The 15,416-nt window shown below is 69.5% G+C and carries 12 protein-coding genes and 2 pseudogenes; 7 read left to right on the top strand and 7 right to left on the bottom strand.

Annotated features, from left to right (window positions below; translation table 11 throughout):
- Positions 1–44 precede the first annotated feature (44 nt).
- From WMF44_RS43445 to WMF44_RS43430, 4 genes are all read right to left on the bottom strand, one after another.
- Positions 45–884: an SDR family NAD(P)-dependent oxidoreductase gene (locus tag WMF44_RS43445; protein ID WP_437295917.1), complete on the bottom strand. Its 840-nt coding sequence runs from the start codon at positions 882–884 to the stop codon at positions 45–47.
- A gap of 214 nt (positions 885–1,098) precedes the next feature.
- The gene (locus WMF44_RS43440) at positions 1,099–3,639 is read right to left on the bottom strand and encodes a PAS domain S-box protein (RefSeq protein WP_437295916.1); all 2,541 of its coding nucleotides are present in this window, start codon (positions 3,637–3,639) and stop codon (positions 1,099–1,101) included.
- A gap of 88 nt (positions 3,640–3,727) precedes the next feature.
- Positions 3,728–5,695 (bottom strand): ferrous iron transporter B, encoded by a 1,968-nt coding sequence (feoB, locus tag WMF44_RS43435; protein ID WP_437295915.1) that lies wholly within the window; start codon positions 5,693–5,695, stop codon positions 3,728–3,730.
- Positions 5,692–6,012 carry a FeoA family protein gene (locus WMF44_RS43430; protein ID WP_437295914.1) on the bottom strand — a complete coding sequence of 107 codons (321 nt, stop codon included), beginning with the start codon at positions 6,010–6,012 and terminating at the stop codon, positions 5,692–5,694. The genes feoB and WMF44_RS43430 overlap by 4 nt, the downstream gene beginning before the upstream one ends.
- A gap of 398 nt (positions 6,013–6,410) precedes the next feature.
- Here WMF44_RS43430 and WMF44_RS43425 point away from each other — a divergent pair, with 398 nt between their 5' ends.
- The gene (locus WMF44_RS43425; protein WP_437295913.1) at positions 6,411–6,632 is read left to right on the top strand and encodes a heavy-metal-associated domain-containing protein; all 222 of its coding nucleotides are present in this window, start codon (positions 6,411–6,413) and stop codon (positions 6,630–6,632) included.
- A gap of 523 nt (positions 6,633–7,155) precedes the next feature.
- Positions 7,156–8,439 carry a cellulase family glycosylhydrolase gene (locus WMF44_RS43420; RefSeq protein WP_437295912.1) on the top strand — a complete coding sequence of 428 codons (1,284 nt, stop codon included), beginning with the start codon at positions 7,156–7,158 and terminating at the stop codon, positions 8,437–8,439.
- 143 nt (positions 8,440–8,582) lie between these two features.
- Here WMF44_RS43420 and WMF44_RS43415 read toward each other — a convergent pair.
- A pseudogene (locus WMF44_RS43415) lies at positions 8,583–8,774 on the bottom strand (non-canonical purine NTP pyrophosphatase); the annotation flags it as partial.
- A gap of 19 nt (positions 8,775–8,793) precedes the next feature.
- The gene (locus WMF44_RS43410; protein ID WP_437295911.1) at positions 8,794–9,954 is read right to left on the bottom strand and encodes a Kelch repeat-containing protein; all 1,161 of its coding nucleotides are present in this window, start codon (positions 9,952–9,954) and stop codon (positions 8,794–8,796) included.
- Between the two features lie 476 nt (positions 9,955–10,430).
- Between WMF44_RS43410 and WMF44_RS43405 the strand changes: the two are divergent.
- Positions 10,431–10,529: pseudogene (locus tag WMF44_RS43405) on the top strand (hypothetical protein); the annotation flags it as partial.
- An 18-nt stretch (positions 10,530–10,547) separates the two neighbouring features.
- Here WMF44_RS43405 and WMF44_RS43400 read toward each other — a convergent pair.
- Positions 10,548–10,682 (bottom strand): hypothetical protein, encoded by a 135-nt coding sequence (locus tag WMF44_RS43400; protein WP_437295910.1) that lies wholly within the window; start codon positions 10,680–10,682, stop codon positions 10,548–10,550.
- Between the two features lie 98 nt (positions 10,683–10,780).
- On the opposite strand from WMF44_RS43400, the gene WMF44_RS43395 reads away from it, so the two are divergent.
- The 4 genes from WMF44_RS43395 (at position 10,781) to WMF44_RS43380 (ending at position 14,881) form a co-directional block, all read left to right on the top strand.
- On the top strand, positions 10,781–11,224 hold the full coding sequence (locus WMF44_RS43395) for a transposase (RefSeq protein ID WP_437295909.1): 444 nt from the start codon (positions 10,781–10,783) through the stop codon (positions 11,222–11,224).
- Positions 11,167–11,376: a hypothetical protein gene (locus WMF44_RS43390; RefSeq protein WP_437301707.1), complete on the top strand. Its 210-nt coding sequence runs from the start codon at positions 11,167–11,169 to the stop codon at positions 11,374–11,376. The genes WMF44_RS43395 and WMF44_RS43390 overlap by 58 nt, the downstream gene beginning before the upstream one ends.
- Positions 11,377–12,711: 1,335 nt before the next feature.
- Entirely contained in the window at positions 12,712–13,299 is a 588-nt protein-coding gene (locus WMF44_RS43385; protein ID WP_437295908.1) for a transposase, read from the top strand.
- A 364-nt stretch (positions 13,300–13,663) separates the two neighbouring features.
- Positions 13,664–14,881, top strand: a complete 1,218-nt coding sequence (locus tag WMF44_RS43380) for a poly(ethylene terephthalate) hydrolase family protein (RefSeq protein ID WP_437295907.1) — start codon at positions 13,664–13,666, stop codon at positions 14,879–14,881.
- Positions 14,882–15,416: the final 535 nt, after the last annotated feature.

Genomic DNA, 15,416 nt, shown 5'->3' with positions numbered 1-15,416 from the left:
CGAGAGGAGATGTGCGTCAGCGAGGCGCGGCTGCCTCGAGGACCTCAGAGGGCGGCGAACTCCCGCTCGTGGATGGATCGCACCTTCTCCAGCACCCTCGGGCCATGCTCCCGGAACGGGAGATCCATCGCGCGGTCCTTCTTCAAATAGACGCCTGAGAGGTCCCGGTTCGCGCCGAACGCCGCCTCGTAAAGCCGAGAAGCCCCCTGGCTCGGGGGCGGGAACAGGAACCTCATCAGCGGCTCCACGTAAAACGGCAGCCCCGACCGCTTTCCCTTCCTCAGCGTGTTGTTGGGCCCAGGATCCACGCTCCGGATCTTGATCCCATCCCCCGCGAGCAGCGGCGCCACCTCACGCGTCCAGAGGGAGAGCGCGAGCTTGGACGTCGCGTACGGTCCGAAGAGCTGCTTGAACGACGCCGGGCGCTCCAGGGCGTCCGGGTCGAAGCGCCTCGTCATCTCGAACGCATTGGAGGACGTGTTCACGACCGTCTTCAAGTCCCCCTTCCGCAGCAGCCCTCTCAGCTCCATCGCGATGACGTACGGCACCACGGTCTGGAGCTCGAAATGCAGCTCACGGCCTTGCCTGGAGAAGGTCAGCTCCGGGGCGCTGCCGCCAGCGTTGTTGAACAGCACGTCGATCTTCTCTTCGCTCGTGGTGATCGCGCCGAGCACCCGCCTGAGGCCCTCGAAATCGGACAGATCCGCCATGTGGACACGGAGCCTCCGGCGCTCGATGCCCTCCCGGATCAGCGCATCGTCCTCGGGGAACCCCGAGCGGTTCAGCGCGATGACCTGAAAGCCCTCCGACAGCAGACGACGCGTGAGCTCGAGCCCAATACCGTGGTTTGCGCCCGTGATGAGCGCGACCCTGTCGTGTTCCATGGTGTTCCTCCGCTCGAGGCGACGGCGATGGATGGACTCCGTACCTGGGAAGGCGCGCTCCTCCGCCCGAGGTCGCTCCCATCGACGGGGAGCCGCGACAGGGAAAGAATGTGCGCCTCAGTGGCATTTGTCAAGGAGGGGCACCAGGCTGTCGAGGTCTCTCCTGGCGCCTGTCTCGAGCGGCGCGGCGCAGCGTCAGGTCCGCGCTTCGCCGCTACGGCAGCGGCAGCGTGAACTGGAAGGTCGTCTTCCCGGGCGCGCTCTCCGCCCAGATCCGCCCCCCGTGGGCCTCGACGAGCCCGCGCACGATGTAGAGCCCGAGGCCCAGCCCGGTGGCGCCTCCTGCCTTCGCCTCGCGCGTCCGGTAATAGCGGGTGAAGAGCCTCGGCACATCGTCCGGCCCGATGCCCTTCCCCTCGTTCTCGACCGCCACGGACACCTCGCCGCTCCGCCGTTCCACCGCGATCCTGATCGGCGTCTCGGGCGCGCCGTACTTGGCCGCGTTGGACAGCAGGTTGGTGAGCACCTGCTCCAGGCGCCCAGGATCGGCCAGCAGCGGCGGGACCCCGTCCTGCACCTCGACGTCGACCCGGTGCCCCCTCGTCGCGTCGGCCGTCCGCTCCACCGTCGCGCGGATGAGCGCTGGCAGATCGACCTCGACCTGCCTGAGATCCAGCCGATGCGACTCGAGGCGGGAGACGTCGAGCAGATCGTCGATCATCCGGTTGAGCTGCATCGCGCTGGCCCGGATGTGCTGCGCTCTGTCGCTGGACTGCGGCTCCGTCGCGAGCCGGGAGGCCTTGAGGAGGATCGTGGTGATCGGCTGACGCAGATCATGAGCGATGATGCTGGTCCACTCCTCGCGCATGCGCGCGAGCTCCTTCAACGCGCTGATGTCCTCGCCGGCGACGATGGCGCCCGTGATCTTCCCCGCGCCGTCGTGGATCGGCGCGGCGGCGATGAGGAAGGTTCCGAACGAGCCGTCCTCCTTGGCCACGAGGAGCTCTTCGCCGAGGATCGTCTCGCCGCGCATCGCCCGGCTCGACGGCAGCTCGTCCAGCAGGAGGGCGGTGCCGTCCGGGCGCCGCACGCGACCGACGCACTGCGCCCGCTCCTCCGCGCCCCCGGTGAGATCTCGCCCGTGCGGGTTGGCGATCAGCCGCTCCGCGCCGCTCCGATCGACGAGCAGGAGCGGGATGGGCGCGCTGTCGAAGACGGTTCGCAGCGTCCTCCGCTCGGCGTCCAGCTGCGCGAGCAGGCGCTCCCGCTCCTCCTCGGCCTGCTTGCGCGCCGTCACGTCCTCCACCTGGGCGATGTAGTGGAGGGGCTCGCCCTTCTCGTCGCGCACGACGGACGTATGGAGCACGACGTGGATGGTCGTGCCGTTCTTGTGGATGTATCGCTTGGCGAGCTGATAACGCGGGATCTCACCGCTGCGCAGCCGCTCGACCAGGCCCACGTCGGTGTCCACGTCGTCGGGGTGGGTGATGTCCTGGAAGCGGAGCTGCGAGAGCTCGTCGGCCGAGTAGCCCACGATCTCGCAGTAGACGTGGTTGACGCGGATGAACCCCCCGCCGAGCCCGACGATGGCCATGCCGATGGGCGCGTTCTCGAAGGTGAGCCGGAAGTCCTCCTCGCTCTCGCGGAGCGACTGCTCCACCTGCCTGCGCTCGGTGATGTCGCGCCCCTCGGGGATGAGCATCACGACCCTGCCACGGTCGTCGGTGATGGGCTTGATGGAGAAATCGATGAAGCGCCGCCCGGTCGCGCCGTTCACGTAGATCTCGTCTCGCACGAGCCGGCCCGCCGCGGCCTCGGCGACGGCGGCGCGGACGTGCTCCCTGTGCTCGGGGCTCCACCCCGACAGCTCCCAGAACGGACGGCCGATCGTCTCTGCCTCCGTGGCCCTGCAGAACTCGAGAGCGGCGCGGTTGTTCTCCAGGACGATGCCCTCCGGCGAGAGCAGGCCGATGAACTGGAGCGCCCCGTCGAAGATCGCCCGAAAGCGCTCCTCTCTCTCCCGGAGCGCCCTCTCCAGGTGACTCGCGCGTCGGAGCTCCTGGGCCATGCGGTCCGAGGTCCGTGCGCCCCCCCGGCGCGCGAGGGCGCTGTCCAGGCCGATCGCGAAGAGCGCGGCGAGCGCGCCGAGATCGACGTCGGCGCAAGGGTAAGGGCGGGGCAGGCAAAACGAGAGGACGCCAAGGCAGCGATCGCGGACGCAGAGGGGCATCGAGACCGCGCTCTGTGCGCCGGTCCGCGCGCAGAGATCTCGCGTCATGGACGGATCCGGATCGAGCGAGCGCGCATCGCTCATCACCTGAACCCGACCCGAGCTCGCCGCCCATTCATCGAGCAGCGGCGCGCCCCGCGCCACCCGCGCGAGGCAGAGGCAAATGTCGGCGGGCACGTGGCGGTGGGAATGGAGCCCGAGCTCGCCGGTGTCCTCGGAGGTCAGGAGCAGGTAGGCAGCGCGAGCGCCGAGCTCCATCGCCTGGTCCAGCAGGAGCGCAGCGAGCTCGTCGAGATCGGCCACGCGCGCGATGCGGGGCGCCGCGCGCGCCATGAGCTCGCCCGGCGCCGGGTAAACCTCGCGGCGAGCGCATGGGGTGAGAGAGGCCGTGCAGGCGACCTCCTCGTCGCGGCCGATCGACGCCTCGATCTCTTCTGCCGATACCGTGGCCCCCACCGGAATCGACCGATTGTTGCACGAGAGCGGCGCCGCCTGAAGGGGCGACGCGGTCAGGTCCCTCGGCATGGCTTCCTCGGATGCCGATCTGTTCCTGCTCGCCAGGGAGAGGAGCGCCGGCGCCGCGTCCGGCGCGCGCTCCCTGAGCGGCGCCGCCTCACGGCATCCCGAGCAGCCCGCTCCCCTGGTAGACGACGAGCGCCGCGACGTACGCCGCCGCGTAGGTGTAGGCGAGGACGAACGCGGGCCAGCGCCACGACTTCGTCTCGCGCCGGATCGCCGCCACGGTGCTCATGCACTGGCACGCCAGGACGAAGAACGCGAGCAGCGCGAGCCCGGTGCGCGACGAGTACGCGAGCGCCCCGTCCGGGCGCCTCGCCTCGCGGATCTGCTCGGCGAGCGGCGCGGGCTCGTCGTCGGCGTCCTCGACGCCGAAGATGACCCCCATCGTCCCGACCATGACCTCGCGCGCGCCGAACGAGCCGATGAGGCCGACGTTGATGCGCCAGTCGAACCCGAGCGGCGCGGTCACCGGCTCGAGCGCGCGCCCCACGCTGCCGGCGATGCTCGCCTCGAGCGACGTCGCCTCGAGCGACGCCGCCGCGCTCTCGGCCGCGGCGGCCGGGGGCTGCTCGGGCGCGGCGCCCGGCATGGGGACCTTCAGGAGCACCCACAGCACGGCCGAGACGGCCAGGATCACGGTCCCGACGTCGCGCGTGAACCGCCACGCCGCCTGGCCCGCCTTGCGGACCACGAGCCGCGGCTCGGGGCTGCGGTACGCCGGCATCTCGAGCACCATCGGGAGCGAGCGCCCGCGGGTCGCCGTGCGCCGCAGCACGAGCGAGGCGACGAGCCCGGAGAAGATGCCGGCGACGTAGAGCGCGACGAAGAGCAGCGCCTGCACCCAGGCGCCGTGGGCCGCGAAGAAGGTCGTCAGGAGGAGCGCGTAGGTCGGGATCCGCGCCGAGCAGGCCATGAGCGGCAGGACGAGGATCGCCGTGAGCCGCTCGCGCGGGTCGCGCAGGATGCGCGTGGCGTGCACGGCGGGCACCGCGCACGCGTGCCCCATCAGCAGCGGGAGGAACGCCCGGCCGCTGAGCCCCATCAGCTGGAGCAGGCGGTCGACGAGGAAGGCGCCGCGCGCGAGGTACCCGCTCGCCTCGAGCAGCTCCATGGCGATCGTGAGGATCACGATCTGCGGCATGAAGGCGAGCACCGTCCCCGCCCCGCCGAGCAGGCCGTCGACGACGAACGAGGCGGCGAGCCCCCCGCCGAGGGCGCGGGACACGAGGCTGCCGAGCTCGCCGATCGCCGCGTCGAGCGCCTCGGTGACCGGGGTGGCCACGAGGAACACGGCGGCGAAGAGGAGCGCCATGAGCCCGAGGAACAGCACCGGGCCGGCCGCCGGGTGGAGCAGCACGGCGTCGGCGCGCGCGGTGAACGTCCTCCGCCGCTCCGCGGCGGCGTCGTGGCGCGGCGGCTCGACGTACGCGGCGCGCGCCACCTCATCCGGATCCCACGCCGCGGCGCCGGGGGGCTTCACGGCGCCCGACGCGATCGCGTCGAGCCGCGCGGCCGCCGCGTCGAGCACCACGCCCCGCGCGGCCGGGTCCCTCGCGCTCACGAGCAGCACGGGCAGGCCGATGGCGCGCTCGAGGGCGCCGAGGTCGAGCCCGCGCCCCTCGCCCTCGAGCACGTCGCGCTGCGTGGCGACGACGAGCGGGGCGAGCCCGCGCCGCACGAGCTCACGCGTGAGCCGCAGGCCGAGCGCGAGCTGCGTGGCGTCCACCACCTGGACGACGAGGCGCGGCCGCTCGCCCTCGCCGGTGCGGTCGAGGAAGCGGCGCGCGACGCCCTCGTCCGTCGCCGGATCGACGACGGCCTCGATCGAGTAAAGCCCAGGGAGATCCGCGACCGTCGCCACGGCCCCGCCCGCGAGGCGGACGTCGGCCGTGAGGATGTCGACCGTGATCCCCGGGAAGTTGCCGACGTGCGCGCTGCCGCCGGTCAGCCGGTTGAACAGCGACGATTTGCCCGAGTTCGGCCGCCCGAGCAGCGCGATGAGCGGCCGCCCTGTCGACGCCGGGAGGCGCTCCGTGCCTGCATGGCAGTGCGAGGCGGTCATCCGACCCGCCGCTGCGAGGGCAGGGGCGCCACCAGGATCGAGCGCGCGAGCGTCGCGTTGATCGCGAGCTCCCCGCCCGACCCGGTGCGCACGTGGAGCGGCCCGCCGAACGCCGCGCGCCGGATCGACGTGAGCGTCTGGCCGGGGCCGAGCCCCATCGCCCCGAGCCACCCGGCGAGCTCGGCGTCGAGGCCGACCTCGACAACGATCACGCGCTCACCGGCGCGCACCTCCGAGAGCGGACCCGCGGGAGCTGCGGCGCCGGCGTCGTGCGCCGGGGCATCGCGGCCGGTCGAGTCCACGTCGGAGAAGGTCACGTCAAGTTGGGGAGGAACGCTGAAAACCATGGGCCCCGTCAGATTTTGAAAATCAATTTCAAATCTGATACCATTGTGAACGGTCTCGACCGGGATGTCGAGCGTCTCTCGACCAGCTGCCGTGGAGGCTGGCCGCTCTGGCGTGGCTGCGACGCCTGTTCTCCTGTTCCTGCCCGGGTGGCCAACCCTTCCAGGTCCTGTAGATGGCCGCGGCGGAGCCTCGGCCAGAGCGATGGCGGTCCGCGGATTGTCCTCCACGGGCCCCTTCTACCATGGGTGCGCGGCGCGAGCGCCTCACGGTCCTCCGTGGCAGGCCCGCCGCTGCTCGGGGTGTAATGAACCCCGATGGCTGCGTCTCCGAAGGTGAGCGGCCCGCGGGTCGCCGAAAGGGAGACGCCATGAAAGAGACCATGCTCCAGGTGGACGGGATGAGCTGCCCGTCCTGCGTCCGCCACATCGACAGCGCGCTTCGCGAGCTCGGCGGCGGCGTGGCCAAGGTCGACGTGCGCCTGCGCGAGGGCACCGTCGTGGTGCAGCACGATCCAGCGAGCGCGCCCGTGGACGCCCTCGTCGAGGCCGTGCGCGGGGCCGGCTACGGCGTGCGCCCGCGCGCCGCCTGAATGCACGCAGCGCCCGCGGCGCGTGACCTCACTCCTGTCGGCGCATCGCGCCACGAGATCTCCCACGCCGCGATCGGCGCTGCGGTGTAACTTTACCGATTAACTCAAGCGGGCCAGCTCACCCATGTGGCCGCCTCCGCGAGCCCCGAAGCGCGATCGTCCGCTCAAACATCGCGGATCAGCAACGCCCTTCAAGGCGCTGGACAATGAACCGATTAAGTGGTTTCCTGTCCGCTCTTCCCGCGTGCCTCGGGCCATGTCGTAGGAGTCGTTGGTGAGCCCCTGTCCGCGGTTTCTTGGTTTCTTCATTCTCGTGGGCCCGCGGACGGAATAGGTCCTCTCCTCGCCGTGGGCTCCTCCCAGGCCTGGCCATGCGGGGCGCGACTGGCGCGCTGCCCGCGGTGATGCGCGGCGCGCAGGACCTGGTCGACCTGCAGAACGAGAAGGGTTCACCGTGCGGTCGCGCAGGGTCGAAGCCGGACGTCGCCAGGTCCAATCAGGGGAGAGGCAGAAGGAGATCACGATGCGCGTTCTTCACGGGTCGGTGGCTGGTTGGACCGGAGCAGCCCTCATGGCGCTGGGCCTCTCCGCGGGATGCGGAGACGGCGCGGACGACCCGCAGGGCTCGGGGCAGGAGACGACGACCGGAGCGGGGGGCGGCGCATCGGGCGCGGGCGGGGGCGCCACCGGAGCCACGTCCGGCGCCGACGGCACCACGTCGAGCAGCGGCGTCACGTCCGGCGCCGGCGGCGCCAGCTCGAGCAGCGGCGCGAGCGCGGGCAGCGGGGCCACGTCCGGCGCCGGCGGCGCCACCTCGACTAGCGGGGCCACGTCCGGCGCTGGCGGCGCCACCTCGGGCGCGGGCGCCGGCGGGGGTGACCAGGAGTCGACGGGGTTCTCGGTGCGCGGCCGTTTCCTCTACGACCGCTGCGGAGAGAAGGTGCTGCTCCGGGGCGTCAACGAGATGGTCGTGTGGCTGTCGTCGGGGCCCGACGGCCTGCCGGAGTTCGCGGAGATCGCGAAGACCGGCGCCAACGCGGTGCGGATCGTCTGGCTCGCCACGGAGTCCTCGGCGGGGCTCGATCAGGCCATCACGAACGCGCTCGCGCAGAAGCTCATTCCGATCGTCGAGCTCCACGACGCCACGGGGAAATGGGATCTCCTGCCGAGCCTCGTCGACTACTGGACGAGAGCGGATGTCGTCGCCGTGATCAAGAAGCACGAGCAGAGCTTGCTCGTCAACATCGGCAACGAGGTCGGGGACCAGGTCGACAACGCGGCGTGGGAGGCGGGCTACAAGCAGGCCATCACCCGGATGCGCGGCGCCGGCATCACGGTCCCGCTCGTGATCGACGCCTCCAAGTGGGGGCAGAACATCGACCAGCTCCAGGCCGTCGGCCCCGCGCTCGTCAAGCACGACCCGAACATCCTGCTCAGCGTCCACATGTGGTGGACGGACGGCAGCGCGGCCACGATCACGAAAGAGCTGCAGGAGTCCGTGGCGCTGAACCTGCCTTTGATGGTCGGCGAGTTCGCGCAGCACGCCGTGTACGAGTGCGGCAAGCACCCGTTCGATTACAAGGCGCTCCTGGCCAGGAGCGTCGAGCTCGAGGTGGGGTGGCTCGCCTGGTCGTGGGGCGCCGTCAAGAACAGCGACTGTCAGAGCGACGGGCCGTTCGACATGACGACCAACGGGACCTTCGCGGGGCTCACCGGCTGGGGCCGCGAGGTCGCGGTGACCGACCCGAACAGCATCCAGAACACCTCGGTGCGCCCGCGCTCGATCGAGACCGGATCGTGCAGGTAATGGCGTGACGACGCGGCTTCGTCGCAGGCGGCGACGGTCACGTGAGACTCGAACACGCCTTCGAAGCCCGTGCCACGCAGCTCGGCGGCGAGCTCGAGAAAAGGCAAGAGTCGCATATTGACGACATACTTCGAGCTCCGGAGCTCGGCCAATGTGCGCTCGAAGCCGTCCGGGATCCACACAGGGTCCCAGCCGTAGCCCTGCTCGCCGCGCGGTTCCTTGGCGACGCTCCCGGAGTTTTCACCTGCGAAGAGCTCAGCCCGGCAGTCCGGCCTGTGGAGTTCAGGAAATCGTGACCAGGGCGAGGTCGGAGAATTCGCCTGAGACCGGCGTATTCGGAGCTTTTGGGGAGACTCAGCCGCCGCAGGCGAGGGGGATCGTCAATCTCCACATGTCGTTGAGCAGCACTGGCGCGAACTCCGCGGTCGCTCCCCCGAAGAGGTAGAGCTCGTAAGCCGTGGCGGTCCTCCGAGTGAAGTAGAACTGGCCGAACCTCGGGGCCGGCGCGGGTCCCGTCATCGCGGTGTCCACGCGGGTCCAGGTCCCTGTGTGGAGATCGAAGTACCAGACATCGGACAGGGTGGTACCGTCGAACTGGCTGCCCCCGAACAGCCAGATGCGGTCGTTGTGCTCATCGGCGATCAGCTTCGCGTTGTCGCGGTGGCCCGGTCCGGCGGCCTCGTCGAAGACGAGCTGATCCCAGGTCTCCGTGTCGATGTCGAACCACCAGAGGTCGCCGAGGTAGTTCTCCGGCGTGAACAGGCCGGTCCCGTTCACGGCGTCGTTCGTGTATCCCCCATAGACGAGCAGGGCGTTCCAGCCCTGGGAGTAGACGAGCGGATGGTGGGCTCGAGCGCGCGGCGCGGGTGAGCCGGTCGCGACCTGCTTCCAGCCGTTCTTGTAGCGGACCAGGTTGTGCTGGAGGCCGTCAGGGCGGTTGATGAAGGCTGGCAGCGTCGACGACGAGCCCGAGAAGGCGTACGCGACGGTCTTGTGTTTCCCCTTCTTTCGCACGGCGACCGCCTCCGTGGAGCGGTTGGCGCGCCCGATCTCGGCCGCGCTCTGCGCGATCTGCGTCCACCCGTGCACCGGATCGAACCGGAACGTGTCCTGGTGCGTGAGGTCGAGCCCGCGCCGGAAAGGACCTCTCCCGCCGGAGACGATCAGCGCGTCCTCCTCGGCGACGCACCACATCATCGACTCGGCCCTGGCGGACGGCCCGCCTGGGTACTGGCCGAGGTCGTACCAGGTCAGCGTGTCGACGTCGAAGGCGCTGAAATCGGCCACGGGCTCGTCATCCGGGTAGGTCCCGTTCAACCCACCGAAGATGTAGAAGATGCCCTGGTGATAGGCGCTCGCGCCGTCCCAGATGGCGTCGGGGATGGCGCCGCCCTGCGGAATCTCGGTCCAGTAGGGCAAATTCGATTGAGCGGCGCTCGGGCGGATACCGGCGAGCAAGAGCACGAGTGAGAAAGAAGCGATGAGCACGATCCGAAGCAGAACCCTGCATCTCATCCGAGCGACCTCCTTGATCCAGGAAACGGCGGGCGCGCGCCCGGCGCATCGCGAGCGTACAGGAGAAGTATCTCGTCGATGCATGGATAAGTGGCTGATACAGCGTCACTTTTCCGGGAGGTAGGCGGATCGCGCAAGGTTCTCCATGGTAACCAGCGCGTGCAGCGTGGCTGTACGGTGGGACGGTGATCCCGCGACTCCCTTGGCCGCGCGCGATGCGGCGGCGCAGGGGGCCCCGTGGGGCCGCACCGGGCCTGGGGAGCTCGCCGTGACCGATCCGTCGCCTCGGGCGGCCGTGGTCGCCTCGCTCGCCAGCACCCTGAGCCGCGCCGTCGCCCTCGGGATGACGTGGCGGCCCGGGTCGTCCACGAGGCGATCGGACGGCTGCTCGGGCTGCCGGTGGCGCCGCGCGCCGAGGCGCGTGCGGCGCGGTCAAGAGCGGCGCGGTGACCGTCGTGCAACGCACGTCCGGCGACATGCGGCTCAATCCGCATCTGCACGTGGTCTTCCTCGACGGGGCTTATCACGAAGACGGCACCGAGCTCGTGTGGAACGAACTCGGTCACCTGCGAACGCGCGAGGTCGGTCAGGTCCTAGAGCACGCCGGGCGGATGCTCCATTCCCTCCGGCGGCACGGGCATCTCGACATCGAGCACGACGTCGAGGAGGACGACGAGCCCGAGGCAGCGCTCTGTGCCTCCGCCGTCTCGGGACGAGAGCCGCGCCACACGTCGTCGCCCCGCGATGGCTCCGCGGGCTCTCGCCGTCTTCTCCGAGCGCGCTCGCGTACGACAAGCCGCTGTGCGTTGCGCTCGACGGCTTCACCTTGCACGCAGCGACGCGCCCCGGTGCGCACCATGCCGCGGCGAGGGAGGCGCTGCTGCGTTACGTGCTGCGACCCCCGATCGCAAAGGAGCGCGTCGAGCCGCAGCAGGACGGCCTGGTGCGGCTCTCGCTCAAGCGCGCCTTCGCTGACGGGACTGTCGCGGTGGACATGGATCCGCTCTCGCTCCTGTGCCGCCTCGCGGCCAGCGTCCCGCCGCCGCGCTTTCACACCGTCAAGTACGCTGGCGTGCTCGCCTCGGCAAGTCGCCCACGTTGGCGCGCAAGCGCATCGGATCGCGCCCTGCGAAGCCACAAGAGCCTACGAAGGCGGACGATGACGCCGCTCCGAAACGCAAGCGTGGCGGCTATCGACCGTGGGCCGAGATCTTGCGCCGCACATTTGCGATCGATGTCCTCGAGTGCCCAGCTTGCAAGGGGCGGATGAAGCTCGTCGCCATGGTGACCGAGCCAAGGAACATCGCCCGCTTCCTCTCCGCGGGGGACGCCGTGGGCCGCCCGAGGGCGGCGGCGCCGGCGGCGACGCGGGCCGCGCAGCCGGCGGCGCGGGCCGCGCAGCCGCCGCGCGCGCGGGGGTGAGCGGGACCGAACCAGAAATTCCCAGTCGGCTCGCAGGGTTCCTGGCCGGCTCGGGGATGCTCGCCACTGCGCTTGAAGTCGTCAACCGTGCCAGTCGGCGGCACGGGCGAGAACGATCGCCGAGCGTCTGCCGATCGGTCGGCGATGCCGAAGGCATCGGCCACGCGGTCCGAGTCAGCACAAAAATCGACGTGGAGAAGTATTCGCCCACCGATCGGTTGACGAACAGCCCGGACCACTGTGTGCTGCCTCTCCCGGAACCTGACGGCCAGCCCGCCGTGCTACGCACGGGGGAAGGAGCCCGTCGATGATGACCAGCATCGGGACGGCCTGCGCCGATTTCGGTCGACAAACGCACGATTCCGGCGGGGGCAGCGCGCGGCGCGGGTGCTGTTCGCCGACCGAACGGCGGGCTGCTCTCGTGGCCGTGGGGTGGCCGTAGCGTTGACGTGGCATTGACGTAGCAGGCGTCTCGATACCCCTCCACGGCAGCGCGCTCCACGTGGTTTCGCGGGTCTATGCGCCCTTTCCGGCCGTTCTGGGGCGGTGTATTTGGTACGACGCCAGCGCGCTCACGCGCTCGCCGGCGTCCACCTCGACGCCCGCTGGCCGCTCCGCGGTCGGCCCCGAGCCTCGCGCTGGAGGAGCTCGGCGGCGCCGGCCACGAGCTCGCCGGCGCTGAGGTGCGGGGCTGCACGCGGGGTCGATCTCCGATGGGAGAGGTTCGGCCACCTGCTTCCTAAGAAGCTAGCCGACGAGGCTCGGCTTGTCGCGGACGACCGACGTCGGCAGACGCCGTGATCAGGGCGTCGGAACTCTCGCCTCGTCCGGTGCTCGACCTCGCGCGGCGTTGACATCGGCTGACCGGACCCTCCGCCCGATATGCATCGCATTTTACATAACATTTCGAACAGCTCCTCTCCGGTGGCTCGGACCCTGACTTTTCGCCGCCGGCTGAACTCGACCTCATCGTAAGCGCATCGAACCGCGGCCTTCGAAGCCAGAGAAGCCTGGGAAGGCGGACGACGAGCCAAGCGCTCAACGGACTGGCGCCGCCATGGCGGCGATCGGTGATCGCGCGAGCGGCTGCCTCGCCCACGCGTGAAATGACGCGACTGCAAAGCGGCACGGAATCCGCCATGGCGAGCTCCCGTGTCGAACCGGTGCGAGACAGGCGCTCGAAGCCGGAACGAGCGGGCAGAGCTGCCTATCCCGCGGCACCTCACGTCACCTGCGTATGCGCCGCGAAAGCCAGAGGACACCGTTCTCCACGTCCTTGTTCGGGATCACCTGGAAAGCTTTCTCGCTCACGCTCGCGAGACGTACGACCGAGGGTTGCCGCTGCCGGCGTCGCGACAGCGATCGGGCGCATTTCATCCAAGAGATCGCGAAGGCCCAAAAGCGTCGCGCCGGCGTGCTTTCAACGTCGAGGCGGCGGTGCGCATCGAGGGCTACGACGACGAGGGGCGCGAGCGGCTCGTCCGGTATTGCGCGCGTCCCTGCTTCGCTTTGGAGCGGCTCAGCATCCTCCGCGACGGTCGGGTGGCCTATCAGGTGAAATACCCGCGGCGAAAAGGAACGCATCGGGTGATGACGCCGATTGTGTTTTTCGCGAGGCTCGCCGCGCTGGTGCGGCCGCCGCGCCATCCGCTGGTGCGCTACCACGGTGTGCTCGCGCCGCATGCGAAGCAACGCAGCCTCGTGGATGGGCTCCTTCTGGCGACGTCGCCTCGCGTCGAATGGGCGAAGCTTTTGCGGCGGACTTACGCAGTAGATGTTCTCGCGTGCCCGCGATGCAGCGGGCGGATGCGACTCATGGCCGCGATCACGGACAAGGCGACGGCGAGGAAGATCTTGAGCCACCTCGGTCTGGTCGCCGAGCCGCTGGAGTGCCGCGCGCGGTACCCGGCGGACCCCGCGTGACGAAACTGAAAGGGGAGGGACGCTGCTCGACGACGTGGCCGGGGGGGAGGTCTGCCCTGAGGTGCGTGCGCCGGCCATCACGACGCGCCGCGAACCGCGACGGCGGCCGTTTGGACGAGCTCAGTAGTGTACAGCTATACGGTAGGATGCCTTCCGCTTGGTGCGACGTCGCGGTAATCGCAGGCGTTTCACGAGTGGAAGGCCTGTCTGATCGCATAAGGCCCGTTCTGTCGATAAGCTCGTACAGTCGGACTGCACGAGTCAGGAACGGCTCCGAGAATCTTGACTTTGCGGAACGCGTTTGCTTGTCCTATCCGCCAAAGCGCTTGACGACGCTGAGCGGCTGGGCGAGGACAGAGTCACCATGAGGCGTTGGCTACTGGCTTTGGGCGTGTGCGTTTCCACCGCGGCGTGTGGTAACGGATCGAATGGGGACGCTGCCGCGAGCGGGGGCGCGGTTGGCACGGACAGCGGTGGGACGGGCAGCGGGGGCACGGCCTCCGGTGGTGCGACGGGCTCTGGGGGAACGGCCGAAAGCGGCGGCGCATCCAGCGGCGGCGCATCCAGTGGTGGGGCTGGCGGCTCGGCGTCGGGCGGCTCAAGTGGGGCCACGGGTGGCGCGGCTTCGGGCGGGCAATCGGGCAGCGGCGGCCAAGGAAATGCCGGAAGCGGCGGCACGACCGGTAGCGGCGGCACGACCGGTAGCGGCGGCACGACCGGTAGCTGCGTCGGCGACCCGTTCCCCACGGCCGATCCTACCAAGACGGGCCCCTTCTCGGTCACCGCAGACAAGAACGTCGGCCCCCTCGCCGGCGTCGTTCCCGATCCGATCTATGGGGACGAGCAACAGCGCTTTCACGTGTACCGCCCGAGCAATATCGCAACCAGCGGCCACTGCCATCCGATCCTGATCTGGGCCAATGGCTACCGGGACAATCCGGAGCAGAACCCGCCGAAATGCGTCGTCAACGCCGGCAGCAATCAGTGGTGCGGACAATACGGACCGATCGTCAACCATCTCGCGTCCCACGGTTTCGTCGTGGTGGCTTCTCTCAGCACCGCGACCGCCGAAGGCGATCCTCTTCCCACGACCGCGGGCCTCGATTGGATCTTGGAACAAGCCGAGGATGCGAGCAGCCCGTACTATCACGCCCTCGACACCACGAAGATCGGCCAGCTTGGCCATTCCTATGGGGGCATGTCGACTTGCAAGACGGCCTCCGATCCCCGTTTCTCGGCCCTCGGCACGATTTGCGGCACCAGTGCCCTCAAGGGAGTGCACACCCCCATGTTGTTCTTCTGCGGGGGGAACGACTCCACGGTGAAATGCAGCGGGGTCCACGATGTCTTCAAGACGGTCACCGATCAGCCCGCGTTTTTCCTCAACGAGCTCAACGCGGATCACGGTAGCTGGGTCTATCAGGGCGCAAATGGCGTGTCCCTGTCGTCGGCCGCGGCCTGGTTCCGCGTTCATCTGATGGATGACACAGCGAACAGGAACTTCTTCTACGGCGACAACTGCAAGTTCTGCACCGATGGCCGCGTGCAAGCAGAGCAGAACGCCCTGATGAAGGTCCCCTGAGCGACGGGGCCGATCTGGCTAGGCTTCACTGACTCACGAACGTCGTCACGCTCATGGCTTCGAGGGCCATCGGGAGCGTGGCGTCCGTTACGGTGACGGGAGTTCCTTCGGCCCGGTTCTTCGAAGCGGCGGCGTTGAGAGTCAAACTGGTTGATGCTCTCTCGCTCGGCCTGGCTGATGGCCATCGCGACAGTGAGCGGGCCTCGGTCACAGGCGTGATGGTCGGCCCATCGCGTCCTGAGTGTGCCGGGGTGCTCGGGCGCGTCAAGGGTTCCCTCGCAGGGCTCGGCGGCTGCGCCGCCCTTGACGCGCCTCGCTCCTGTGCCGCCTCGCGGCCAGCGTCCCGCCGCCGCACTTTCACACCGTCAAGTACGCTGGCGTGCTCGCCTCGGCAAGTCGCCCACGTTGGCGCGCAAGCGCATCGGACCGCGCCCTGCGAAGCCACAAGAGCCTACGAAGGCGGACGATGACGCCGCTCCGAAACGCAAGCGTGGCGGCTATCGACCGTGGGCCGAGATCTTGCGCCGCACATTTG

It is taken from the genome of Sorangium sp. So ce426, assembly GCF_051475585.1.
Classification (GTDB): domain Bacteria; phylum Myxococcota_A; class Polyangia; order Polyangiales; family Polyangiaceae; genus Sorangium; species Sorangium cellulosum_B.
The sequence above is the reverse complement of the archived record's forward strand: the minus strand, read 5'-3'. Positions and strand labels throughout refer to the sequence as shown.